We start from the raw sequence: 23,509 nt of genomic DNA, 5'->3' as shown, positions 1-23,509 counted from the left end.
CCGCTAGATGGCCTGGGCGGCGAGCTTTTCCCGGCTGCCGGGCGGGTGGCCGATGTAGGCGGCGCGCGGGCGGATCAACCGGCTGTCCTGGCGGAACTCGAGGAAGTGGGCGATGTAGCCGAAGACCCGCGCCATGGCGAACATGGCGGTGAAAAAGTGGGTCGGGATACCCAGGCTGTGGAACACCGCGCCCTTGTAGAATTCCACGTTGGCCCAGATTTCCTTGCCGCGGCTGGCGAACTCTTCCTGGCAGGCGGCCTCGACCGCCACCAGGGTATCCAGCAGGCGCCGGCTCTCGGGCTCGCGGCACAGCGCCATGGCCATCGGCTTGAGCACTTTGGCCCGCGGGTCGACGGTGCGGTATTCGCGATGGCCCATACCCATGATCTTCACCTTGTTGGCCAGGCATTCCTTCACATAGGCGCCGGCGTGTTCCGGTTCGCCGATCGCCATGGCCATCTCCAGCGCCGCCTGGTCGGCGCCGCCGTGCAGTTTGCCGAAGAGTGTGCCGATGGACGCCGATATCACCGACTGGATGGGCGCCAGGGTGCTGGCGCAGACCCTTCCGGCAAAGGTGCCCGCGTTGAAGCTGTGTTCCATCTGCAGGACCTGGGCGGCATCGAGCATGCGCACCTGGTCCGGCGTCGCGGCCTGGCCGTGGAACATGTGCAGGAAGTTGGCGTGGTAGCTGGCGCCCGCGGTGGGCGCGACAATCGGCTGCCCCTTGCCGAGGCGGTGGTGGGCGGCGATGAGGGCGGAAATCTTGGCGGCGATGAACAGGCCCTGCTCGGCGTCGAGGCCGCGGCCCAGGGTGTCCTCCTGTGGCAGGCCCAGCAGGGGTACGATCCCCTGCAGCACCAGCATGGGATGCAGGTCGCGGGCCACCCGGCCCAGCAGTTCCTGCTCGGCGCTGTCGAGTTGCTGGTGGCGGCACATGAACGCTTCCAGCGCGCGTTTTTCCTCGGGATTCGGCCAGGCGTCGAACAGTACCAGCCAGGCCACCTCAAGGAAGGGGACATCGATCAGCGAATTGATATCAAAACCGCGGTAGTTGAGGAGGCCGACTTCACCCTGGACATCGGAGATGGCGGTTTCACCGACGATGACGCCGGCGAGGTCGTAGGAAATGAGGGGTGAGTTGTTTTCAGACATTGCGGTCCTCCCGGAAGGTGAGTTTTTTTAGCAGTATACTCAGGGCGTTCGATCAGCAGGGTTAATCTTACTTATCACTTGATCGGTAAAACTTATATGAGATTTGAAAACAGCGAATTGCGGGCTTTTCGCGCGGTGATCGAGGAGGGGGGCTTTCGCCGCGCCGCGGAAGCACTGCATATCAGCCAGTCGGCGGTGAGCCAGGCGGTGGCGGCGCTGGAGTCCAAGCTGGGCCTCAGCCTGATCGAGCGCGGCAAGCAGATGCGCCTGACAGACGCCGGCCGGCGGCTCTTCGATCACGCCTTCGAGGTGCTCTCCAGTGAGCAGCAGACCCTCGAGGACATCGCCCAGTTGCGCAGCGGCCGCCGTGAGACCCTCAATCTCGCCCTCTCGGCCTCGATCAACCGCTTCCACGCCCCCGACCTGGTGGTCGACTACTGCCGGCAATTCCCGCGCGTGCGCATGAAAGTGGTGGAGATGCCCGCCCGCAATATCATCTACGCCGTGCTGTCGGGTGCCGTGGAGCTGGGCTTCGGGCCCTTCCAGAAGGACATGCAGGCGTTTCGGGCGGTGCCGCTGTACTCCGACACCCGCCACCTGGTGGTCGGGCCCCGCCACCCCCTGTTCGCCGCGATCATGCGCGGCGAGGAGGAGGCCCTGCAGCAGACCGCGCTGATCACCTCTGCCCTCGACAACCCCGAGCTGCGCCCGTCCATCCAGCGTATCCGCGACCAGTTTTCCACGGTGTGGGAGGTGAGCAGCCTGTCCCTGCGCATCCACCTGATTGGCGAGGGTATGGGGGTGACCTTCATGGACCGGCAGGTCCTGCTGGAACACCCCGATTGCGCGGACTTCCGGGTGATCGACGACGTCTCCTTCGGCACGATCTCCAAACAGGTGGGGGTCTACTCCCGCGCCGACCAGGCGTTGAGCGAAAGTGCTGCGCGATTCGTTTCACTTTGCGGGGAACGCTGGAACTTGTAGAGTAAACAGTGCCCGGGGGAGGGGTTATGCCAGGCAAACTGCGCGCGACCAATATCAGCAAGCTCACTGAACAGGTCTACGATGTGCTCATCGTGGGGGGCGGGATCAATGGGGCCGTGGCCGCGGCGGCGCTCGCCGGGCGCGGCGTCAAGGTGGCCCTGATCGACCGCGAGGATTTCGCCAGCGGGGTCAGTTCCAACTCTTCCAACCTGGCCTGGGGCGGGATCAAGTACCTCGAGAGCCACGAATACCTGCTGGTCAACAAGCTGTGCAAGTCGCGCAACAAGCTGATGCGCGCCTATCCCTCCACGGTGAAGGAAATCCGTTTCTTCACTACCATCCAGAAGGGCTTCCGCTTCTGGTCGTTTTTCGTTTACCTCGGTGCGCTGCTGTACTGGATCATGGGGCGCTTCGCCACCGCCGCGCCGCGCTACAACACCGCGGGGGATATCAAGCGCCGCGAGCCCATCGTCAATACCAGTAATGCCGCCGGCGGGCTCGAATACTCCGACTGCTATCTCTACGACAACGATGCGCGCTTCGTCTTCAACTTCATTCGCACCGCCCTGGACTATGGCTGTATCGCGGCCAATTATGTCGAGTCCGTCGCCTGTCGCCGCGCCGGGGAGCTCTGGGTCACTACGGCCCGGGACCAGGAGAGCGGCCGGGAATTCACCATCCGCTCCCGGGTGATGATCAACGCCTGCGGGCCCTGGGCGGACGCCTACAACCAGATGGTCGGCGAGAAAACCGAATACCACCACCTGTTTTCCAAGGGCATCCACCTGATTGTCGACCGGCTCACCGACAACCGCCGGGTGCTGACCTTCTTCGCCAGCGACGGCCGCCTGTTCTTCCTGATCCCCATGGGGCGGCGCACCTGCATCGGCACCACCGATACCCAGGTGGAGAATCCCGAGGTCGGGGTAACCGAGGCCGACCGGGATTTTGTCCTCGACAACGTTAATGCGCTGCTCGACCTGGAAAAGCCGCTGACCCGGGATGACGTCATCGCCGAGCGGGTGGGCGTGCGCCCGCTGGCGGTGTCCGGCAAGGGCGGCAAGGCGGACTGGGTACAGCTCTCGCGCAAGCATGTCATCGAACAGAGCGAGCACCACCGGCAACTCACCATCTTCGGCGGCAAGCTCACCGACTGCCTGAATGTCGGCGACGAGGTCGTGGAAAGGGTCGCCGCCATGGGGGTGATCGTTCCCTACCCGGAAAACCGCTGGTACGGCGAGCCCGGCCCGGACACCCGCCGGGAATTCATGCTGCAGGCGAAGTTGATGAACCTCGATGCGATGACCGCGCCGATCTCTTCCGAACCCCTGTCCGAGCGCTTCTGGCGCCGTTACGGCGCCGCTGCCTTCATCCTGCTGGAGCGCATTCGCGCCGACAAACGCGAGGCCGACCTGCTGATCGAAAACGCCGAGTACACCCGCGGGGAAATCGAACTGGCGGCGCGCCGCGAGATGATTACCCGGCTCGAGGACTTCATGCGCCGGCGCTCCAAGATCGAACTGGTGCTGCGCCGCGATGAGATCGAGGGCGCCCCGGGCCTGCACGAGGCCTGTGCGATTTTCTTCGGCGACAAAGCTGAGGAAAAATTACGCGAATACTTCGACGGCTGAACCTCCCTTTCCCCGACGGGTCTGAACGGCATCACTGGAGTACCTGACTATGATGCGACTGACAACGCTGCCGGCCGCCCTGGTTCTCTCAGCCTCACTGCCCGCCCTGGGCGGCGGGCTCGAGGACTGCACGGGAATCAACGATGACGACGAGCGGCTCGCCTGCTACGACGCACTCGCCGGGCGCAGCCCGCAACCCCAGGAGGACGCCGCCGAGGGCGTCCTGCCCCCGGGCGCAGAGCGACCCGAGGGTGCCTACGCCCAGCGCGTGGAAGAAGAAAAGGAAGAGGCGAACAATCCCTGGGTCATCATCCCCCACCATCGCAACTACCTGTTGCCGGTCACCTACAACGCGGATTTCAACGAGGAAAAGTGGGACGAGATCTATCCCGGGGGTGAATCCAACGACGTGGAGATCAAGTTCCAGGTGAGCTTCAAGGCGCTGATCTGGGACCACCCCCTGGGCAGGGGCACCCGCCTGTGGGGCGCCTACACCCAGGAGAGCTGGTGGCAGGCCTATAACTCGGACCAGTCGCGCCCTTTCCGCGAGACCAACTACCAGCCGGAGCTGTTTCTCAGCAAGGAGAACAACTGGGAGGTCCTCGGTTTCACCAACAGTCTGTTGGCGGTGTCCCTCAACCACCAGTCCAACGGTCGCAGCGAGCCGCTGTCGCGCAGCTGGAACCGGGTGATCGGCACGGCCCTGTTCGAGCGCGACAACCTGACGCTGGCGGCGCGCGCCTGGTACCGGATTCCGGAGAGCAGGGAAGACGACGACAACCCGGATATCGAGGATTACCTGGGCTACGGTGACCTGGAGGCCCTGTGGAAGTGGGACCAGCAGACCTTTGGCGTCACCCTGCGCAATATCATCGAGGGCGGCGACCAGGGAGCGGTGCAGCTCGACTGGACTTTCCCGCTGCCCAAAACGCGACGGTTTCGCGGCTATCTGCAGTATTTTTATGGCTATGGGGAGAGCCTGATTGATTACGATGTGAAGACCAACCGGATTGGCGCCGGTGTGGTGTTGACTGATTTGCTCTAGGGTTTTGTTGATGGCACCAGGTATTCGAGTGCGTTGAGACTCGTTATTGGAGCCCTGTAGCCCGGCCCGCATAGCAAGCTGCGCCTCGCCGGGACCGCCAAAAGGCGCACATCCAGGTGCAGGCTCGGCCTCGGACATCCCTGGCCGTGCCGGGACGACCCCACTGAACCCGAACCCCGGGAAACCTCTCGAACTGGCTAAAAATTGCCCCACAGCCGGTGATCCCGTAGAATCGGCGCCCCTTTCCCGCCGGGCATAACAACGACTACACCGCACGGTATCCAGCAACCCGCGCCGCCAAAGCGCGCCCAGCCACCCGTGGAGTCGTCCATGTTCGAGTTTCATCCGAGTAAAGTCAGCAGCGTCAAGAACGATGTGCTCTCCGGACTCACCGTCGCGCTGGCCCTGGTGCCAGAAGCGGTGGCGTTTGCCTTTGTCGCCGATGTGGAGCCGCTGGTTGGCCTCTATGCGGCATTCCTCGTCGGCCTGATTACCGCGTGTATCGGCGGGCGCCCGGGCATGATCTCCGGGGCGGCCGGCGCGCTGGCCGTGGTGATGGTGTCGCTGGTGGCGGATCACGGCGTGGAGTACCTGTTCGCCGCGGTGGTACTGATGGGTATATTGCAGATTACGGCGGGGGCGCTGCGGCTCGGCAAATTCATTCGCATGGTGCCGCACCCGGTGATGCTCGGTTTCGTCAATGGTCTGGCCATCGTGATTTTCATGGCCCAGTTGCAGCAGTTCGGTACGCCGGGTGAAGCTGGTTGGGCTGCGGGTACTTTCCTCGAGGGCAGCGTGCTGGACGTGGCCTGGCTGGAGGGCGCGGCGATGTACCTGCTGTGTGGCCTGGTGCTGCTGACCATGATCATCATCCATTTCCTGCCCCGGCTTACCAAGGCGATTCCCTCGTCGCTGGCGGCGATCGTGGTGGTCAGCCTGCTGGTCGTCGGATTCGGGCTGGATACCCGGGTGGTGGGGGACGTGGCCTCGATCAAGGGCGGCCTGCCGGCGTTCCATATTCCGATGGTGCCGCTGAACTGGGAGACGCTCACGATCATCTTCCCCTACTCGGTGATCCTGGCCTCGATCGGCCTGATCGAGTCGCTGCTGACGCTGCGGCTGGTGGACGAAATTACCGAGACCCGCGGGCGCGGCAACAAGGAGTGTGTGGGCCAGGGCGTGGCCAATTTGGTGACCGGTTTCTTTGGCGGCATGGGCGGTTGCGCGATGATCGGCCAGAGCATGATCAACGTGAATTCCGGCGGCCGCGGCCGGCTGTCCGGCATCTCCGCGGCGCTGTTCCTGCTGGCCTTTATCCTGGTCGCCTCGCCGCTGATCGAGCAGATTCCGCTGGCGGCGCTGATCGGGGTGATGTTCATGGTGGTGATCGGTACCTTCGAGTGGAGCAGCTTCCGGGTGATCCGCAAGGTGCCGAAGAGCGACGCGCTGGTGCTGGTGCTGGTGTCCGCGGTGACTGTCGCCACCGACCTCGCGATTGCGGTTGTGGTCGGCGTGATTGTTTCGGCGCTGGTGTTTGCCTGGGAGCACGCGAAGCATGTGCAGGTGATCGCCCGGGAAGACCACAAGGGGTCGACCGTCTACAGTATCCACGGGCCGCTGTTCTTCGGTTCCGTCACCAGTTTCCTCGAGCAGTTCGACCCGGCCCTGGCCAAGGATGACGTGATTGTCGATTTCGCCGATTCGCGGGTCTGCGACCACTCGGGGCTCGAAGCGATCGACAGTCTGGCCGAGCGCTACCTGTCGGCGGGTAAGACCCTGCACCTGGTCCACCTGTCCCCGGAGTGCAAGAAGCTGCTGCGCAAGGCCGGCAGCCTGGTGGAGGTGAATGTCATCGAGGACCCGCACTACTTTGTTGCGGATGATGCCCTGGGGTAAGTAGCCCGGTCTTTCAAGCATTCGAGCATTCAAACTTCCCGGCTTCTGAGTTTCGAAGCGCATCTCTCCAGGATTTTTCCACACTCCTCCAAAGCGTTCTGAGTCGTCGCTTAGGAAAAATCCTGGAGGGATGCCGGCCTACGGAGCCGCTACCCCGCAAATCCCGCCGTAAGGGTACGACCAATAATTCGATCAGGTCTCGACGAAAGCCCGCTCGATCACGTAGTGGGCCTGCTGGCCGTGCCGCGATTCGCGGAAGCCGCGTTCATCCAGCAGCACGCAGATATCCTTCAGCATGCTCGGGCTGCCGCAGATCATGAAGCGGTCGTCGTCCGGGTTGATTCGCGGCAGGCCGATATCCTGCTCCAGCTTGCCAATGCGCAGCAGGTCGGTCAGGCGACCGTTGTTGACGTATTTCTCCCGGGTCACGGTGGGGTAGTAGACCAGCTTGTCGCGCACGATATCGCCGAGGTATTCGTGGTTGGGCAGGTGCTCGGTGATCATTTCCTGGTAGGCCAGTTCCTCTACCTCGCGACAGCCGTGGGTGAGAATGATCTTGTCATAGCTCTCGTAGATCTCCGGGTCGCGGATGATGCTGAGAAAGGGCGCGAGGCCGGTGCCGGTCGCGATCAGGTAGAGGTGCTTGCCGGGCAGCAGGTTGTCGTTGACCAGGGTGCCGGTGGCCTTGCTGTTGACCAGCACCTCGTCGCCGACCTTGATGTTCTGCAGTTTCGAGGTCAGCGGACCGTCGGGCACCTTGATGCTGAAGAACTCCAACTGGTCCTCGTAATTGGCACTGGCCATGCTGTAGGCGCGCAGCAGGGGCTTGCCCTCGTGCTCCAGGCCGATCATGGTGAAATAGCCGTTCTTGAAGCGAAAGCCCTGGTCGCGGGTAGTCTTGAAGCTGAACAGGCGGTCGGTCCAGTGGTGGACTTCGGTAACCTGTTCGCGCAGCAGGGTGGCCATGGTGGTGATTCCTCGTAGCAATATCCGTTCAGCTGCCAACTTTACGCCGGTAACTTTTATTTGATAAACGGATAATATAAATATTATATATCGGTTAACTCGATAAAGGAGTGGAGATTGTCCATGCACTACACCCTGCGCCAGCTCGAGGTGTTCCTGGCGACCGCCCGCCACGAAAACGTCAGCCGGGCCGCCGAAGCGCTGGCGATGTCCCAGTCCGCCGCCAGCGGCGCGCTGGCCGAACTGGAACGGCAGTTCGGCGTGCAGTTGTTCGACCGCCTGGGCAAGCGACTGCAATTGAGCGAACTGGGCCGGGAGTTGCGACCCGAGGCGGAAAACCTGCTGGCCCGCGCCGAGGCCTTCGAGCAGGCGCTGCGGGGCAGCGAGGCCGCAGGGTCGCTGCGTATCGGCGCGACCCTGACGATCGGCAACTACCTTGCGGTTGGCATGATCGCAGCCTTTCGCGAGCGCTTCCCGGATGCGGAAGTCTCCCTCAATGTCGCCAACACGGAAACGATCGTGCGCGGGGTTGCCGACTACGAGCTGGATATCGGCATGATCGAGGGTGAGATGAACCACCCGCGGCTGGAGACCATTCACTGGCGCGAGGACGAACTGCAGGTATTTGCCGCGCCCGGGCATCCCCTGGCGCGACGCCGCAAGGTCAGCGACGCAGAATTACTGGCGCTGCCGTGGATCGTCCGCGAGCCCGGTTCAGGTACCCGCCAGACCTTCGAGCGGGCCATGCACGGGATTCTGCCGGATCTCGAAATCCGCATGGAGTTGCAGCACACCGAGGCAATCAAGCGGGCGGTGGAGGCGGGCCTGGGGGTGGGCTGCCTGTCGAAGATCACCCTCAGCGAGGCTTTTGCCCGCGGTTCGCTGGTTCCCCTGCGGGTGCCGCAGCGAGATTTTTCCCGCCAGTTCAACCTGATCGTACACCGGCAGAAGTTCCATGGCCGGACCCTGCGGCGCTGGATGGAGTTGTGTGCCGCGAGTCCCTGAGCTTGATGATGGTTCGGGCGTGCGGTGGCATTGCGCCGGTGATTCATCCCGGCAGGGCACCGCGAGAGGCAAAAAAAGCCCGGCGCAAGGCCGGGCAATACATGTTGAAACTGTGAGTTTGCGTCAGGCGCCGAAATGCGCCGCCGTGCGATCCAGGGCCTGCCCCAGCATCTCCACCAGTGAATCCAGTTCCTCGGTGCTGCTGACCAGCGGCGGCGCCATGATCATGGCATCGCCGGTCTGGCGCACCATCAGGCCGATCTCGTTGGCGGTGTTGCGGCAGAACACCGCGGCGGCGCTGTTCGGCGCCAGGCGCTCGCGGGAGCCCTTGTCGCGCACCAGTTCGACGGCGGCGAACATGCCGCGACCGCGCACCTGGCCGACGATGGGGTGGTCCGTCAGTTCCTGCAGGCGCGACTGCAGGTGCGGCGCGAGGGTCCGGGCGGCCTCTTCGATGATGTTGCTCTCGCGCAGGATCTTCAGGGTCGCGATCCCCGCGGCGGCCGCGGCTGGGTGGCCGGAATAGGTGAGCCCGTGGGCGAATTCGTAGGATTCGGACATCAACACATCCGCTACCTTGTCCGACACCATCACCCCGCCCAGCGGCTGGTAGCCGTTGGTCACGGCCTTGGCGAAGGTCATCAGGTCGGGCTTGATGCCGTAGGTCTCGGAGCCGAACCACTTGCCGGTGCGACCGAAACCGCAGATCACTTCGTCGGCGATCAGCAGGATGTCGCGCTCGTCGCAGATGCGCTGGATTTCCGGCCAGTAGGAGTCCGGCGGGATGATCACTCCGCCCGCGCCCTGCACCGGTTCGGCAATGAACGCGGCGACCTTGTCCTCGCCGAGTTCATCGATTTTCTGCTCCAGTTGTCGGGCGACGCGGATGCCGAAGGCGTCTGGGTCCTCCTCGGCGCCCAGCTCGAACCAGTGCGGCTGGTCGATGTGGTGGACATAGTCGAGGCCGTTGCTCTGCTGGTGCATCGGTTTCATACCGCCCAGCGAGGCCGACGCAATGGTGGACCCATGGTAGGCGTTGTTGCGGCTGATAATGAATTTCTTCTCCGGGCGACCCTGCAGCTGGTAGTAGCGGCTTACCATGCGCAGGTTGGTGTCGTTGGCCTCGGAGCCGGAGTTGGTGAAGAACACGTGCTGGAAGCGCTCCGGGGTTACTTCCACCAGCGCCCGGGCGAGTTCGATCGCCGGCTGGTTGGAGCACTGGAAGAAGTTGTTGTAGAAGGGCAGCGTGTTCATCTGCTCGGTCACCGCGTCGATAATGCCCTGCTGGCTGTAACCCAGGTTGCAGCACCACAGGCCGGACATACCGTCGAGCATGCGGTGGCCGTCGGAGGTGTAGATGTAGATATGCTCTGCGCGGGAGAATACCCGGCCGCCGTTCTCCGCGTAGGCCTTGAAATCGGTGAAGGGGTGGAGGTGGTGTGCCTGGTCCAGTGCCTTGAGCGAACTGGTGGTCGCCTGCATGTTCATAAGCGGTTTCCCTGTGCGGGGTGGGCGCGAACAGTCGCGTTCTACCCGGAAGTGGTATAGCCTCAGTGGGGGGTAGTCTTGCATAGTCAGTGCTGCAGGAAATTACCCCGAAGGTGGTGTTTGCGGATTCCCGCCCCACCGGCCCCTTATGAGCACCCGACAATGATCGACCCGAGCACAGCACTGGAAGCGTTTCTCTCCCGTTACCCGGAGACCGAGGTCTTTGAAGTAATGCTGCTGGACCTCGGAGGAGGCCTGCGCGGCAAGTGGGTAGCCCCGGACAAGATGGACGCGGTGCTGGCCGGCGAGATGAAACTGCCGCTCACCACGCTGGCCATGGACGCCTGGGGCCGCGACGTCGGCGACATGGTCTTCGACAAGGGCGATGGCGACGGCTGGTGCCACCCCGACCTGCGCACCCTGACGCCGGTGACCTGGCTGGATCGTCCCACCGGCCAGGTGCTGGTTTCGCTGTTCGAGGTGGACGGCGAGCCCTGTGACTACGACCCCCGCCTGATTATCGAACGGCTCATGCAGCGCCTGCAGGGGCACGGCCTGCGCGCGGTGATTGCCACTGAACTCGAATTCAACCTGCTGCAGGACGAGCGCGACTCCCACGGCCGCCCCCTGCACACCCAGGCCGACGGCGTCGGCGGTACTCTGGGCGCCGGCCAGACCTATGGGATCGATTGCATGGAGGACGTTGCGGACCTGATGCACGAGATTCGCGACGCCAGCGCCGAGCAGGACCTGCCGGTGGATACCCTGATCAAGGAGGCCGGACCCTCCCAGTACGAGATCAACCTCAAGCACAGTGCGGACGCACTGGTGGCGGCGGACCAGACGGTGCTGCTGCAGCGCCTGATCCGCGGCGTGGCGAAAAAACACGGCCTGCAGGCGACCTTCATGGCCAAGCCCTTCGGCGACCTGCCAGGCAACGGCCTGCACATGCACTGCAGCCTGATCGACGAAAACGGCGACAACGCCTTCGATGACGGCAGCGAGGAAGGCGCGCCCTTACTGCGCCATGCCATTGCCGGCTGCCTGGAGACGATGGCCGAGAGCATGCTGTTGTTCGCCCCGGGTCTCAACTCCTACCGCCGCTTCTGCCGCGGCACCCATGTGCCGCTGGCGCCGAGCTGGGGCTATGAAAACCGTACGGTCGCCGTGCGGGTCCCGGCGGATGCACTTTCCGCCATGCGGCTTGAGCACCGCGTGGCTGGTGCGGATGCCAACCCCTACCTGGCGATCGCCGCGCTGCTTGCCGGTATTCTCCGCGGCATCGAAACCCGGGCGGAGGCGCCGGAACCCATGGCCGGCAACGCCTACGAGCAGCTCGAGCCGAGCCTGCCGCAGCACTGGCCGGAGGCGCTGCAGCGCTTTCGCGATTCCGCGCACATCCGCGATACCTTCGGCGCGGAATTCCAGACCGTCTACGCCAACCTGAAACAGCAGGAGATCGACGAGTTCGATCGCCACGTGACGCCACTGGAGTACGACGCGGGACTCTGAGCGGCGCCTGCCTAGCGCAATTCCCAGTTGATCAGCAGTGATTGCCCGCTGACATTGTCGCCCTGGTTCCACTGGTAGCCGATGCTGACGGTTTTGATCCACGCTGTGCTGGCGGAAAAATCCAGGGCAACGGAATAGCCGGCCTGGTAGTAATATTTGAAGCCGAGTGCGTCGCGGTCATCGCCGAGAAAGGTGGTGGCCCCGGCGTTGACAATGCCGAAGAGGGGGAATACGCCGACATCCATGCCCCAGGGATGGCGGAATTCACCGGAGAGTGTTGCGGTCTGGGTGTCGGCACGCAGGGGCGGCAAGTCGCTGGATTCCGAGAAACTGCGGATTTTACTGTAGCTGTAGCGCGCCTTGATGCGGTAACCGCTGCGATAACCGTGCATACGATCGTAATCGAGCCCGCTGCGGATACTGTACACGGCGACGTCGGTGTCCCAGTTGACCAGCACCCCGTCGAGGAGCGGGGCGAGGGCTTCGATGAGCGGGCCGCGGTAATCCGCAGTGTTCTTCAGGCGGCTGAGGCCGGCTTCTCCTACCGCGGTGGCGGACCAGTGCTCACCCCAGGGGAAAATCAGGCCCAGGCCGAGTTGGCCGCTGTCCGCGCGCCACTCGGCATCGAGGTAATCGTTGTCCTCCAGATAGGTCCGGGAGCTGTAGCGGGAGTGACTGAGAGTGCCGCGCAGGGCCAACTTCCAGTCGCTGTTCTCGATGGGAAGGTCATAGCGCAGCGGCACCTTGAGGATATCCATTTCGTCATTGTCACGGTAATCCTTTACCTCGAGCCGGGACAGGCTGACGGAGCGGTCGAGAAACATGCTCAGCATCTGCGCATAACCGGTGCCGATGTCACTGCGCTGGATTTCCCTGGCGAGTTCATCGCGCGCCTCATCGAGGCCCTGTCCGAAAACCGGTGCAGCGATGGCGAGGAATGCCGGCAGGCTCAGGTGGTGAGGTCGGGTGCACATGAATCGAGGCGGCTGCGGGTTACAATCAGTGCAATCACTATAGTTTAAAACCCGGTAGCAGACAGCAAATCCGGGCCGTGCCTACCCCCTGACCCCTAACCCCTAACCCTTTGGGGGAGTATTATTCACGCATTGCGCCCAGTGAATTGACTTTGAGTTTGGCTCTGTCCTATCGTCAAAGTCGATATTACATAGGGGATCATATCTGTGAAAGAACGGAATTCCATCGCACCGCTGGGCGGTCGTAAACGGCTCTCGATGGCAGTCGCGTCAGCAGTATTCGCAGGCTCCGTCGCGGCACCGCTGCAGGCGCAGATGCTCGAGGAAGTGATGGTCACCGCGACCAAGCGCTCCGAGTCGGTCATGGACGTGCCGCTGGCGATCACCGCGATCTCCGGCAGCGTGATGCAGGACGCCAACCTCGACGATATCAAGGACCTCATCGCCTACAGTCCCGGTGTCACCGGCAACTCCAAGGACAGCTTCATCGATTACGTCAGTGTGCGCGGCATCCTGACCAACGACTTCGGCATCGGCGGCGACCCCTCCGTCGGCATGTACAAGAACAACCTCTACCAGGGGCGCAACGGTGCCGTGGTCACCAGTCTCTACGACATCGAACGCGCCGAGGTGCTGCGCGGCCCGCAGGGCTTCCTGTTCGGCCGCGGCGCGATTTCCGGCGCCATGAGCATCTATACGGTGCGTCCTGATTTCGACGGCGTGCACGGCTACGCCGAGGTGGACGCCGGTGAGCGCGGACACCTGGTGACCGAGGGCGCAATCAACATTCCCGTGGGCGATAGCCTGGCCTTCCGCCTGTCGGCCTACCACTCCGAGGAGGACGGCTACGTCAAGAACCTCTTCGACGGCAAGGATTACATCGAGCACGACAAGGACGCGGTGCGCCTGTCCGCGCTGTTCGAGACCGGTGACCTCAGTGTCAACTTCATGGCCGAGTACGAGAACCGTGACCAGTCCGGCTCTATCTATGCTGCATCCGGCGACGGCGAGGGCTACGACTACCTCGTCGATATCTACGGCGACCTCGGCTTCCCGACCCCCGACAACGTGATCAACTCCGACATGAGCCTCGGCAACCGCGACGGCGGGGAGATCTACAGCTACGGCCTGCAGATCGATTACGACATGGATTTTGCCACCTTCACCTCGATCACCGGCTACCGCGACCACGATTTCGACTACGCCGAGGATTTCGACGGCCTGCCGCTGACCATCAACAGTTACGCCCAGGACCAGACCGGCGAGTATTTCGAGCAGGAACTGCGCCTGGTCTCCAACAGTGACGGCCCCTTGAACTGGTACGCCGGTGCCTCCTACTACAAGGAGGATATCGAGGCGACCTTCTCCCAGGCGATGAGCGAGGACTTCTTCTGCTCCGCCTACTACGCCTACTACGAGACCACCTGCGCCGACCTGTTCGCTTACTACAAGGACTACGCCGCCTATTACCCGGACGGCGAGTACGTGCAGTACTTCCTCGACTATTTCGGCACCTTCGACTGGGAGGGCAGCGCGAACGGCGAGATGATCGACCGCAACCACGCCCGCGGCAAGTACGAGGGCTATGCGGCCTACCTCGATGTGGGCTACGACTTCAACGAGAGCTGGGACGCCAGTGTCGGGGTGCGCTATACCTACGACAAGAAAGACTTCAGCAATCTCGTGCTGCCGTCCAACAGCCCGGTGCTGGGCAACCGCGCCGCGCTCGGTTTTTCCACCCCCGAGGGGCCGCTGAAGGCCTCCGACAGCTGGGACGAGTTCACCCCGCGGGTCATTCTCAACTACCACCCGAACGAGGACATGCTGCTCTTCGGCAGTGTGACCTGGGGCTACAAGTCAGGTGGCTTCAATACCTTCGGCCTGACACCGCCGGCGGAATACGGAGTCACCGAGGCCACGCCCGACGCGTACAAACCAGCCGGTTTCGACCCGGAAACATCCGTCTCCTACGAAATCGGTTACAAGGGCAGCCTCGGCGACTCGACCCGGATCACCGCCAACGCGTTCTACTATGAGTACGAGGACCTGCAGGCCAGCTACTACGAGGGCGCGCTGTTCTACGCCAAGAACGTCGGCCAGGTCGATGGCTGGGGCTTCGAGGGCACCCTTTCCCAGGGTCTCGGCGACTACTTCGACTTCAACGCCGGTATCGCCTGGTTTGACAGCGAGGGCAAAGAGGTGCAGCTGATCTGCGGCGGCCTCGATGTCTGCGAAGGCCAGGCGATTCCCTGGGCGCCGGAATGGTCCGGCTTCGCCACCCTCGGCGCCCACGTGCCGTTCTTCGATGGCGAGGTGTTCGGCCTGCTCGCCTTCACCTTCCAGACCGAGCAGTACGGCGGCTGGGAACCGGACAGCCTGGAGATCGACGGCTACGAGGAACTCCAGCTCAGCGCCGGTTACCGCGGCGATGTCTGGAGTATCACCGGTTACGTCGATAACCTCACCGACGAGTTCTACTACGACCAGGGCACCAACGGCGATTCGGTCTTCCCCGCGCATTTCATCGGGCCGGCACGGCCGCGCACCGTGGGCATCAAGATCAGGATGAGCACCGATTGATGCCATGACCTCTCGCGATATGCTGGCCCGGGGTTTCCGGGCCTTGTCGCAGGGCAAGCTCAACGAGGCCGCCACCTGCTGCAAGCTGGTACTGGCGGAGAACCCCAGGGTCGTGCCCGCACACCTGCTGGTCGGCCTGATTGGCCTGGAGAGCGGCGACCGCCGCTCCGCCCAGGCCGCCTTCAGTACCGTCGTTCGCCTGCAGCCGCAGCACGCTGCCGCCTGGGCTCACCTGGCCAAACTGCTGGCCGAGGGCGGCCAGGTCAACCGCGCTGACCTGGCCCTCGCCAACGCCCTGCGCTACGAGGACGGCGAAATCCCCGAGATCCACGATGTGATCGGCAGCGCCCTGTCGCTGCTCGGTGAGCACGCGGATGCCGAGGCCTGGTTCGACCGGGCGCGCAAGGGGCGTCCCGGCCACCCTGCCTTTCGCATCAATCACGCCAACAACCTCATCTACCTCGGCCGCACCGGCGAGGCTGCCGAGGCGCTCGACGGCGTATTGCGCGAGTTTCCCGGCAGCGCCCAGGCCCACTGGCTGAAAGCCGGGCTGGCGAAGGCCACGGATAGTGTACATATCACCGAGATGCGCGAGGTATTGGCCGCGCGTCGCCTGCCGCTGCAGGCACAGGCGTTCCTGAATTACGCGATCGGCAAGGAACTGGAAGACCTGCAGGCCTGGAACGAGGCCTTCGAGGCATTCAGTGCCGGCGCCGCGGCGCGGCGCAAGGGCCTGCCCTACGACGAGGCCAACGAGGAGGCGACCTTCGCCAGCCTCGCCCGTCACTACACCACTGAATGGCTTTCCGGGCAGGGCGCCGGCTGCGCTGATACCAGCCCGATCTTCATCATCGGCCAGCCGCGCACCGGCACCACGCTGGTGGAGCGCATCGTGACCGCCCACAGCGCGGTGCACTCGGCGGGCGAGTTGCAGTACTTCGGCAACAGCGTGCGCCGCCTCGCCGACTACGACGGCCAGGAACGCTTCAGTCCGGCGCTGTTCGAGTCGGCCCTGGGCCTCGATCCGGAAAAGCTCGGCAACGAATACCTGCAGCGTTCGCGGCGGCTGCGCGGGGAGCTGCCGCGCTTCGTCGACAAATTGCCCTACAACTACCTGTTCCTGCCACATATTCTCGCCGCGCTGCCGCAGGCGAAAATCATTCACCTGGTGCGCGACCCGCGGGATGTCTGCTTCTCGGTGTTCAAGCAGCTGTTCGCCGACGCCTATCCCCACTCCTACGAACTCGGCGAGATGGCCCGGCACTTCGTGCGCTACTACCGCCTGATGGCGCAGTGGCGGGCGCGCTTCCCCGGGCGTTTTCTCGATGTGCGCTACGAGGCGGTGGTGGCGGATGTGGAGGGCGAGGCCCGGCGCATCGTCGACTACCTCGAATTGCCCTGGGAGGACGCCTGCCGCGACTTCCACCTGCAGGCCAGCGCGGTCAACACCGCCAGCGCGGTGCAGGTGCGCCAGCCCGCCCACCGCGGTTCGGTGGCGCGCTGGCGCCGCTATGAGCGACAACTGGCGCCGGTCATCGATATTCTGCAATCCGCGGGCATTCCGCTGGACGATTGAGGGCCCACCGGTCCGGAGTTGGCACGATGAAAGTTTCGCTTCGCGTATTGTCTGCAATGCTGGCGGCGCTGCTGCTTGCCGCATCGCCCGGACCCGCCGTTGCGGCGCCGGATGCGATTTTCATCGATGCCGATATTTACACCCTCGATGACGACCAGCCTCGGGCCAGGGCAATGGCGGTGGAGGATGGCCGCATTGCCTACGTGGGCGACAATGCGACTGCGCTCGCCATGGCCGACGGGAATTCGACCATCCACCGGATGCAGGGCCACATGCTGCTGCCCGGCTTCATCGATACCCATATCCATCCCCTGTCCGGCGGCGCCTATATCCAGACCCTGTCGCTGGACACCGGGGGCAGTGTGGCGGACTGGCTAGCCGCGATTGAACACTATGCCGGGGAGTATCCCGGTGATGGCCTGATTTTCGGCTATGGCTTTCTCGCTTCGGTCTTCGGGGCGGCGGGTCCGCATCGCGAGCAGATTGATGCCGTGGTGGCGGATCGTCCGGTATTGATCATGGATGAAAGTTTCCACGGCGCCTGGGCCAATACCCGCGCACTGGAGGTTCTCGGCATTACCCGCGATACCCCGGATCCCTCGCCGGGTTTCAGCTATTACCGCCGCGATGCGGCAGGCGAGCCCACCGGCTACCTGCTGGAGGACGCCGCGCAGCGGGCGATGGATGCCTTTGCAGTGATCAACGAGGACAGCCTGGTGGCGGGCAGTGCCATCGTCATGGATGCACTCAACAGCTACGGTGTCACCGCACTGTTCGACGCCCATGAAATGGATATCGAACCCTTTCTCCCCGCGGTATTGCGCCGCCTGGAGAGCAGCGGCGACCTGACCGTGCGCATCGTCGGCAGTTACAAGCCCGCGGGTCCCGAGCAGGCGGAAGCGGCGGTGGCGACCGCCCTCGACTGGGGCGAGCACCTGCGCGGCCCCCACTACCACTACCGGGTGCTCAAACTGCTTCTCGATGGCACCGTGGAAGGCCGCACCGCGGCGATGCTGGACCACTACCGGGGGGAGCCGGACAACCGGGGCGACCTGAACTTTACTGATGCCCAGGTTGCCGCGATGGTCCGCGAGGCCGCCGCCGCGGGTATCGACGTGCACATGCACGCCATCGGCGACCGCGCCGTTCGCCAGGGGCTGGACGCGGTGGAAACGGCGCGCAAGGCCTCGCCGGACAGCTCCTCCCGCTACACCATCTGCCACATTGAAGTGATCGCCGATGAGGACCTGCAGCGTTTCGCCGACCTCGACGTGATCGCCCAGTCCTCGCCGCTGTGGGCCTCCTACGACTCAATCGGCAAGGAGCTGGTCAGTGACGACCAGTTCCAGCGCTACTGGCGTTACCACAGCCTGGCCGAGCGCGGCGTCAGGCTGACCTGGGGCAGCGACTTTCCCGCCTCCGGTCCAGGCCTCGGGGGTATGGCGCCGCTGCTGCAGATGGAGGTGGGCATTACCCGGCAGGATCCCGGCGACCCCAACGCACCGGTGCAACCGCGCGCCAGCGAACGCCTGGGGGTGGCGGAAATGATTCGCGGCTATACCATCGATGCAGCCTACCAGTTACACATGGAAGACGAGATTGGCTCCATCGAGAAAGGCAAGCGGGCGGATTTCGTGGTGCTGGGAGATGGCCTGTTCGAGGTGCCAGTGCACGAGATTCACGCAGTTCCGGTGGAGAGCACCTGGCTGGGTGGGCGCAGGGTCTATCAGCGCAGTGATCCGGCGCAACCCTGATTCCGGAAGCGGCGTGGTAGCGAAGCGCCTGGTGCTTGGAAAAACTCAGCGCCTGGCGGGTTTTGCCGGCCGCGGCGGCGGCTGCATATAGGCGACCAGGGTGTCGCCCCCGGCGTAATCCTGCGCGCTCATCACCGAGTCGAGAAACAGGTAGAACAGTTCCGCCTGTGAGGACACTTCCAGCTTGGCGTAGGCGTGCTTGCGGTGCAGCTTGACCGTCTCCATGGAGATGGAGAGCTTGTCGGCGACAGTCTTGGTGCTGTGACCGTGCAACACCAGGTTGATGACCTGCGCTTCGCGCTCGGTGAGCATGCTGGAGCCGAAAGCCTCCAACGCCTGGTGCAACTGCGCCCGCAGGTTGATGCCGCCGGCCGGTTGCAGCGCCTGGCTCCAGTACTGCCGGGCCAGCGATTCGATCACCGGATACACATCCTGCAGCATTTCGCATTCCCGGGCGGTGAAGCTGGCGCGGGCCGCGGTCTTGCCCAGCGCGATGTTCACGAAGCCCTCATCGGAGATGGGAATGACAAAGCCGCACTCATCCTGGTAGCCGCAGTTGCGGTACCAGGTCTTGTAGTACTCGCTTTCCTTGAAGCCCTTGGGCGACAGGTCGCGCAGGCGGAACAGGCCGAACTTGTGGTCGCGGGAGCCGGCGAGGTAGTAGGGGTCGAGCAGAAAGGCGCCCATGACGAACTTGTCCAGCGTCGATCCCCCGGAATTGTCCGGCACTTCGAAGTATTCGAGCACCGGCAGGGTCGTCTCGGGGTAGGCGATAATCGTCGCGTCATCCACCGGCACCAGATCGCGCAGCAGGGCGATCAGGCGTTGCGGAAAACTCTCATCTTCGATGCTGTCGACGAGCCCGGCAATATGGCGGCTGTAGGTGGATAGCTGGGTCATGGTGTTGATTGCGGTTGAGCCAAACCCCAATCATAACGTGAAAGTGCGCGAACTGCGCCACTGGCGCCGGCACGCCCAGCCATGCCGGCATTAACCCCGGAATCAGGCTGCCAGCGCGTCCTCCGCGGTCCGGTAGTCGGTACCCAGGGCCTCGGCCACGGCGGGGCAGGTGATCGCGCCGCGGAACACATTGAGGCCCTTCATCAGGTGCGGGTCATCCTGCAGTGCCTTGCGATAGCCCTTGTCCGCCAGCGCCAGGGTGAAAGGCAGGGTGGCGTTGTTGAGCGCCATGGTCGAGGTGCGGGCGACACCGCCGGGCATATTGGCCACGCAGTAATGCACCACGCCTTCCTCGATGTAAGTGGGGTTCTCGTGGGTGGTCGGGCGGCTGGTTTCAAAGCAGCCGCCCTGGTCGATGGCGACATCCACCACCACCGACCCGGGGCGCATCGCCCGGAGCATTTCCCGGCTGACCAGCTTGGGAGCGGTGGCGCCGGGGATCAGCACGGCGCCGATGACGAGGTCCGCGCCGGTCACATGTTTCCACAGGGATTCGCGGGTGGAGTAGATGGTGTTGAGCATGCAGCCGAACTGGAAATCCAGTTCTTTCAGGCGCTTCAGCGAGCTGTCGAGTACGGTGACGTGGGCCTCCATACCCATGGCCATGCGAATCGCGTTGGTGCCGACGACACCGCCGCCGATCACCACGACCCGCGCCGCTTCCACCCCCGGCACGCCGCCCAGCAGCATGCCGGAGCCACCCATGTGTTTTTCCAGCGCGTGGGCGCCGGCCTGGATGGACATACGCCCGGCTACCTCGCTCATCGGCGAGAGCAGCGGCAGGCTGCCGTCAGCGGCGGTAACGGTTTCGTAGGCGATGGCGATACAGCCGGATTCGCGCAGCAGTCGCGCCTGCTCCGGGTCCGGCGCGAGGTGCAGGTAGGTGAACAGCAGCTGGCCCTCGCGCAACATCCGGCACTCGTCCGGCTGCGGCTCCTTGACCTTGACCACCATTTCGCTGCGCTCGAAGACTTCCGCTGCGGAACTGACGATTTCCGCCCCGGCCGCGCGGTACATGTCATCGGTGAGTCCCACGCCTTCCCCGGCGCGGCGCTCCACCAGGACCTGGTGACCGTGATGGACGAGTTCCTGCACCGACCCGGTGGTTAGACCGACCCGGAATTCCATGTTCTTGATTTCCTTCGGTACGCCGACAAGCACGCTGAGTTCCTCCACGTGGATGGTTATACCGCCGCATGTTACCGCTTGCGCCGGAAGGCGCGATTCCACCAAAGGGGTAGCTGTTCCGGACCGGTTTCCCGCGCGGAGCATTGAGGTAGATGCGATTTTGCTCGTCTATGTCCCCTGATGTTCACCCGGAGTATTGGCCTAGATGAAGTTTCCCCGAATTATTCTCCCGGCTGTGCTGGCTGTAGCCCTGCCCGTCCACGCGGACTGGGTCGAGCGTTCCGACGCCATTACCCTGGAACTGATGCGCGCGCAGGGTCCCTTTGCACCTGAGGAGCGCAGTAGCGTTGGGCTGGCCCAGTTCGACCCCGAGGTAATGGAGATCAGCGAGTCCGCACGGCGCGCCGAACTGGCGGTCAACCGCGAGCAGATCCAGCGCCTCTCCGCGATGCTGGAAACCGAGCAGGACAGCCGGGTGCGCCAGGACGTGGAAATCCTGGTCCAGGCACTGCAGCGGGCAAATACCACCTCGGAGCTGGAACACCAGTACCTGCTGCCCTTTGTCGATGTGCACGACCTGGTATTCGGCAGCATCAATAGCCTGCTGGACCCGCGTGTGGCCGCCGAGCGCCGCCCCGCGGTGCTGGAGCGCCTGCGCAAGTACAACGGCCGTGCGCCGGGCTACCAGCCGATCACCGAGATGGCCAGGCAGTTCAGCAGTGAGCGCTTTGGCGTCGCAGGGCTGGTCGGGCCCTACCGCGGTGCTGTGGAGAACGCCGTGGAAAAGGCACCACTGGTCCTGGATGGCCTGCATACCCTGTTGGCTGAAAGCGAACTGAGCGGCTGGGAAGACGACTATGCACTGCTGGCGCAACAGCTGGAAGCCTATACCCAGTGGCTGCGCGATAGCATGCTGCCACGCGCTCGCGAGGAAAACCGCCTGCCGCCGGCACTGTACGCCAACGCGCTGAAAGAGTACGGCGTGGATATGTCGCCGCAGGCGCTGATCGCGCAGGGCCAGTACAGTTACCAGTTGCTGCGCAGCCAGATGCAGGTGCTGGCGGCGGAAATCGCACAGCAGCGCAACTGGGAACAGCGGGACCTGCTGTCGGTTCTCGCCGCGCTCAAGGCCGAACAGCTGGCCCCGGAGCAGGTGCTGCCGACCTACCTCGATACCCTGGAAAAGCTGGAGGCGATCATCCGCCGCGAGAACATCGTCAGCCTGCCCGAGCGTGCCGCGTCAATCCGCGAGGCCACCGCGGCGGAATCCGCGGCAATGCCGGCTTCCTACATGAGCCCGCCGCAACTGGTGAACAACACCGGGCAGTACGGGGAGTTCGTGCTGGTGCAGAAAAATCCGGCCCTCGGTGAGTCCAGCCAGATGGACGACTTCAGTCATGCCGCCTACGCCTGGACCCTGACGATCCACGAAGTGCGCCCCGGGCACGAACTGCAGTTTTCCAGTATGGTGGAAGAGGGCGTCTCGCTCGCCCGCGCCACCTACGCCTTCAACAGCGCCAACGCCGAGGGCTGGGCCCTCTACGCGGAATCGGTGATGTTGCCCTACCTGCCGCCGGAGGGGCAGCTGTTCGCCCTGCACAGCCTGAGCTGGCGGGCGGCGCGCATGTTCCTCGACCCGATGGTCAACACCGGGCAGCTCAGCCGGGACGGCGCCCGGGATTTCCTGATGCGCGAACTGCTGATGTCCGAGCCGATGGCCAGCTCCGAGGCCGATCGCTATGCCTATCGCATGCCCGGCCAGGCGACCTCCTACTACTTCGGCTTCGTCACCCTGATGGGCCTGCGGACGGAACTGAGCATGGCCCTGGGAGAGCGCTTCAACCAGATGACCTTCCACGACTTCATCCTGCAACAGGGCCTGCTGCCGCCGGACATGCTGCGCGAGGAGGTGCGTGCGGAGTTCCTGCTCTAGGGTTTTTCCTCGATGCGCACCGGCGATACCGGCGCCATCGCGCCGGTCGGGTTGAGCTTGCGCATCTCCGGGATCATCGCCTTCAGGGTGGCTTCCCGGTTGCCCGGGGAGGGGTGGGTGCTGAGGAACTGGGGCGGTGCGCTGCCGCCCTCCTTGCCCATCTTCTGCCACAGGGTCACCGCGGCGTCTGGCTCGTAACCCGCCTCCACGGCGATACGCATGCCGATCTTGTCGGCCTCGGTTTCAGCGGTTCGGCTGTTGGGCAGGTCGAGGGCGATCTTGGCGGCCGCTGCGGCGCCCACCATGGCCGCGCCGGAGTGTTCCGAGGCCACACCGATGGCGACGATGCCGAGCGTGGTCGCCATGGCCCGGGACATCTGTTCGGCCGTGTGGTTGGCCAGTGCATGGGAGATCTCGTGACCCATGACCTGGGCGAATTCGTCATCGGTCAGCTTGAGCTTGTTCAGCAATCCGGTGTAGACCGCCATACGCCCGCCGGCCATGCACCAGGCGTTGACCGTTTCGGGATCATCGATGATGGCCACACTCCACTCCCAGTTTGCGGTGTTGGGGTACTCCTGCTTGGCGATGGTGACCAGCCTGCCGGTGACATCCTTCACCCGGTCCACGACTTTCGGGTCACTCACCAATTTGTCCTTTGCGCCCAGTTCCTGCACCGTGCTGAGATAGGCCTTTCTGGACTCCACGATGGCCGACTCAGGGGAGATCAGCATCAGCTGCGACCGCCCGGTGGGGCTGGTGGCGCAGGCGGGCAGCAGGGCGGTGGTGAGCAGAATGGTAAGCAGCTTTTTCATGACAATGTTCCCGGCCGGTCGGTTCTGGTGCAGCGCTATTGTAGCGAAAACCCGTTGAATTTCATGTCGGGAGGCAGCGCTGGCCACGCTCGTTTTCCCGCGGGCTGCAA

At 63.9% G+C, this 23,509-nt stretch carries 17 protein-coding genes; 10 read left to right on the top strand and 7 right to left on the bottom strand.

Annotated elements, in window-relative coordinates:
• Positions 1-3 precede the first annotated feature (3 nt).
• The gene (locus ACNKU3_RS12630; RefSeq protein WP_418259830.1) at positions 4-1,152 is read right to left on the bottom strand and encodes a citrate/2-methylcitrate synthase; all 1,149 of its coding nucleotides are present in this window, start codon (positions 1,150-1,152) and stop codon (positions 4-6) included.
• Positions 1,153-1,248: 96 nt separating this feature from the next.
• Here ACNKU3_RS12630 and ACNKU3_RS12625 point away from each other — a divergent pair, with 96 nt between their 5' ends.
• The 4 genes from ACNKU3_RS12625 to ACNKU3_RS12610 all read left to right on the top strand — a co-directional run bounded on the left by ACNKU3_RS12625 (position 1,249) and on the right by ACNKU3_RS12610 (position 6,708).
• On the top strand, positions 1,249-2,136 hold the full coding sequence (locus tag ACNKU3_RS12625) for a LysR family transcriptional regulator (protein ID WP_418259829.1): 888 nt from the start codon (positions 1,249-1,251) through the stop codon (positions 2,134-2,136).
• 26 nt (positions 2,137-2,162) lie between these two features.
• Complete coding sequence (locus ACNKU3_RS12620; protein WP_418259828.1) at positions 2,163-3,767, top strand: glycerol-3-phosphate dehydrogenase/oxidase; 1,605 nt, start codon at positions 2,163-2,165, stop codon at positions 3,765-3,767.
• A 49-nt stretch (positions 3,768-3,816) separates the two neighbouring features.
• Positions 3,817-4,812, top strand: coding sequence for a phospholipase A (locus tag ACNKU3_RS12615; protein WP_418259827.1), 996 nt, complete (start codon positions 3,817-3,819; stop codon positions 4,810-4,812).
• 330 nt (positions 4,813-5,142) lie between these two features.
• Entirely contained in the window at positions 5,143-6,708 is a 1,566-nt protein-coding gene (locus ACNKU3_RS12610; RefSeq protein WP_418259826.1) for a SulP family inorganic anion transporter, read from the top strand.
• A gap of 192 nt (positions 6,709-6,900) precedes the next feature.
• On the opposite strand, the gene ACNKU3_RS12605 is transcribed toward ACNKU3_RS12610, so the two are convergent.
• A complete protein-coding gene (locus ACNKU3_RS12605; RefSeq protein WP_418259825.1) occupies positions 6,901-7,674 on the bottom strand; it encodes a ferredoxin--NADP reductase in 774 nt (257 codons plus the stop codon).
• A gap of 123 nt (positions 7,675-7,797) precedes the next feature.
• On the opposite strand from ACNKU3_RS12605, the gene ACNKU3_RS12600 reads away from it, so the two are divergent.
• Complete coding sequence (locus ACNKU3_RS12600; RefSeq protein ID WP_418259824.1) at positions 7,798-8,679, top strand: LysR family transcriptional regulator; 882 nt, start codon at positions 7,798-7,800, stop codon at positions 8,677-8,679.
• A gap of 123 nt (positions 8,680-8,802) precedes the next feature.
• Here ACNKU3_RS12600 and ACNKU3_RS12595 read toward each other — a convergent pair whose 3' ends face one another.
• Complete coding sequence (locus tag ACNKU3_RS12595) at positions 8,803-10,167, bottom strand: aminotransferase (protein ID WP_418259823.1); 1,365 nt, start codon at positions 10,165-10,167, stop codon at positions 8,803-8,805.
• A gap of 162 nt (positions 10,168-10,329) precedes the next feature.
• Between ACNKU3_RS12595 and ACNKU3_RS12590 the strand changes: the two genes are divergently transcribed.
• The gene (locus ACNKU3_RS12590; RefSeq protein WP_418259822.1) at positions 10,330-11,679 is read left to right on the top strand and encodes a glutamine synthetase family protein; all 1,350 of its coding nucleotides are present in this window, start codon (positions 10,330-10,332) and stop codon (positions 11,677-11,679) included.
• Between the two features lie 11 nt (positions 11,680-11,690).
• On the opposite strand, the gene ACNKU3_RS12585 is transcribed toward ACNKU3_RS12590, so the two are convergent.
• Complete coding sequence (locus tag ACNKU3_RS12585) at positions 11,691-12,653, bottom strand: Solitary outer membrane autotransporter beta-barrel domain (RefSeq protein WP_418259820.1); 963 nt, start codon at positions 12,651-12,653, stop codon at positions 11,691-11,693.
• 207 nt (positions 12,654-12,860) lie between these two features.
• Between ACNKU3_RS12585 and ACNKU3_RS12580 the strand changes: the two genes are divergently transcribed.
• From ACNKU3_RS12580 to ACNKU3_RS12570, 3 genes are read left to right on the top strand one after another with little or no spacing between them, the layout of a single operon-like run.
• Positions 12,861-15,233, top strand: coding sequence for a TonB-dependent receptor (locus ACNKU3_RS12580; protein ID WP_418259819.1), 2,373 nt, complete (start codon positions 12,861-12,863; stop codon positions 15,231-15,233).
• A gap of 4 nt (positions 15,234-15,237) precedes the next feature.
• Entirely contained in the window at positions 15,238-16,809 is a 1,572-nt protein-coding gene (locus ACNKU3_RS12575) for a tetratricopeptide repeat-containing sulfotransferase family protein (RefSeq protein WP_418259818.1), read from the top strand.
• 26 nt (positions 16,810-16,835) lie between these two features.
• On the top strand, positions 16,836-18,563 hold the full coding sequence (locus tag ACNKU3_RS12570; RefSeq protein WP_418259817.1) for an amidohydrolase: 1,728 nt from the start codon (positions 16,836-16,838) through the stop codon (positions 18,561-18,563).
• A 45-nt stretch (positions 18,564-18,608) separates the two neighbouring features.
• On the opposite strand, the gene ACNKU3_RS12565 is transcribed toward ACNKU3_RS12570, so the two are convergent.
• A complete protein-coding gene (locus ACNKU3_RS12565; RefSeq protein ID WP_418259816.1) occupies positions 18,609-19,463 on the bottom strand; it encodes a LuxR C-terminal-related transcriptional regulator in 855 nt (284 codons plus the stop codon).
• 102 nt (positions 19,464-19,565) lie between these two features.
• Complete coding sequence (gene ald, locus ACNKU3_RS12560; RefSeq protein ID WP_418260001.1) at positions 19,566-20,684, bottom strand: alanine dehydrogenase; 1,119 nt, start codon at positions 20,682-20,684, stop codon at positions 19,566-19,568.
• A 172-nt stretch (positions 20,685-20,856) separates the two neighbouring features.
• Between ald and ACNKU3_RS12555 the strand changes: the two genes are divergently transcribed.
• On the top strand, positions 20,857-22,584 hold the full coding sequence (locus ACNKU3_RS12555) for a DUF885 domain-containing protein (protein WP_418259815.1): 1,728 nt from the start codon (positions 20,857-20,859) through the stop codon (positions 22,582-22,584).
• Here ACNKU3_RS12555 and ACNKU3_RS12550 read toward each other — a convergent pair.
• Positions 22,581-23,399: a M48 family metallopeptidase gene (locus ACNKU3_RS12550; protein ID WP_418259814.1), complete on the bottom strand. Its 819-nt coding sequence runs from the start codon at positions 23,397-23,399 to the stop codon at positions 22,581-22,583. The genes ACNKU3_RS12555 and ACNKU3_RS12550 overlap by 4 nt on opposite strands.
• Positions 23,400-23,509 lie beyond the last annotated feature (110 nt).

This window comes from Haliea sp. E17, assembly GCF_048323675.1.
In the GTDB taxonomy this organism is placed as follows: domain Bacteria; phylum Pseudomonadota; class Gammaproteobacteria; order Pseudomonadales; family Halieaceae; genus Mangrovimicrobium.
Note: the sequence above shows the minus strand (reverse complement) of the source record. Positions and strands in the feature narration are given on the sequence as shown.

What these genes read in the sequence shown, in the direction of transcription:
- ACNKU3_RS12630 (WP_418259830.1), bottom strand. Translation starts at nt 1,152, where the DNA reads ATGTCTGAAAACAACTCACCCCTCATTTCCTACGACCTCGCCGGCGTC.
- ACNKU3_RS12615 (WP_418259827.1), top strand. Translation starts at nt 3,817, where the DNA reads ATGATGCGACTGACAACGCTGCCGGCCGCCCTGGTTCTCTCAGCCTCA.
- ACNKU3_RS12555 (WP_418259815.1), top strand. Translation starts at nt 20,857, where the DNA reads ATGAAGTTTCCCCGAATTATTCTCCCGGCTGTGCTGGCTGTAGCCCTG.
- ACNKU3_RS12590 (WP_418259822.1), top strand. Translation starts at nt 10,330, where the DNA reads ATGATCGACCCGAGCACAGCACTGGAAGCGTTTCTCTCCCGTTACCCG.
- ACNKU3_RS12575 (WP_418259818.1), top strand. Translation starts at nt 15,238, where the DNA reads ATGACCTCTCGCGATATGCTGGCCCGGGGTTTCCGGGCCTTGTCGCAG.
- ACNKU3_RS12605 (WP_418259825.1), bottom strand. Translation starts at nt 7,674, where the DNA reads ATGGCCACCCTGCTGCGCGAACAGGTTACCGAAGTCCACCACTGGACC.
- ACNKU3_RS12600 (WP_418259824.1), top strand. Translation starts at nt 7,798, where the DNA reads ATGCACTACACCCTGCGCCAGCTCGAGGTGTTCCTGGCGACCGCCCGC.
- ACNKU3_RS12620 (WP_418259828.1), top strand. Translation starts at nt 2,163, where the DNA reads ATGCCAGGCAAACTGCGCGCGACCAATATCAGCAAGCTCACTGAACAG.
- ACNKU3_RS12610 (WP_418259826.1), top strand. Translation starts at nt 5,143, where the DNA reads ATGTTCGAGTTTCATCCGAGTAAAGTCAGCAGCGTCAAGAACGATGTG.
- ACNKU3_RS12565 (WP_418259816.1), bottom strand. Translation starts at nt 19,463, where the DNA reads ATGACCCAGCTATCCACCTACAGCCGCCATATTGCCGGGCTCGTCGAC.
- ACNKU3_RS12625 (WP_418259829.1), top strand. Translation starts at nt 1,249, where the DNA reads ATGAGATTTGAAAACAGCGAATTGCGGGCTTTTCGCGCGGTGATCGAG.
- ACNKU3_RS12595 (WP_418259823.1), bottom strand. Translation starts at nt 10,167, where the DNA reads ATGAACATGCAGGCGACCACCAGTTCGCTCAAGGCACTGGACCAGGCA.
- ACNKU3_RS12550 (WP_418259814.1), bottom strand. Translation starts at nt 23,399, where the DNA reads ATGAAAAAGCTGCTTACCATTCTGCTCACCACCGCCCTGCTGCCCGCC.
- ACNKU3_RS12585 (WP_418259820.1), bottom strand. Translation starts at nt 12,653, where the DNA reads ATGTGCACCCGACCTCACCACCTGAGCCTGCCGGCATTCCTCGCCATC.
- ACNKU3_RS12570 (WP_418259817.1), top strand. Translation starts at nt 16,836, where the DNA reads ATGAAAGTTTCGCTTCGCGTATTGTCTGCAATGCTGGCGGCGCTGCTG.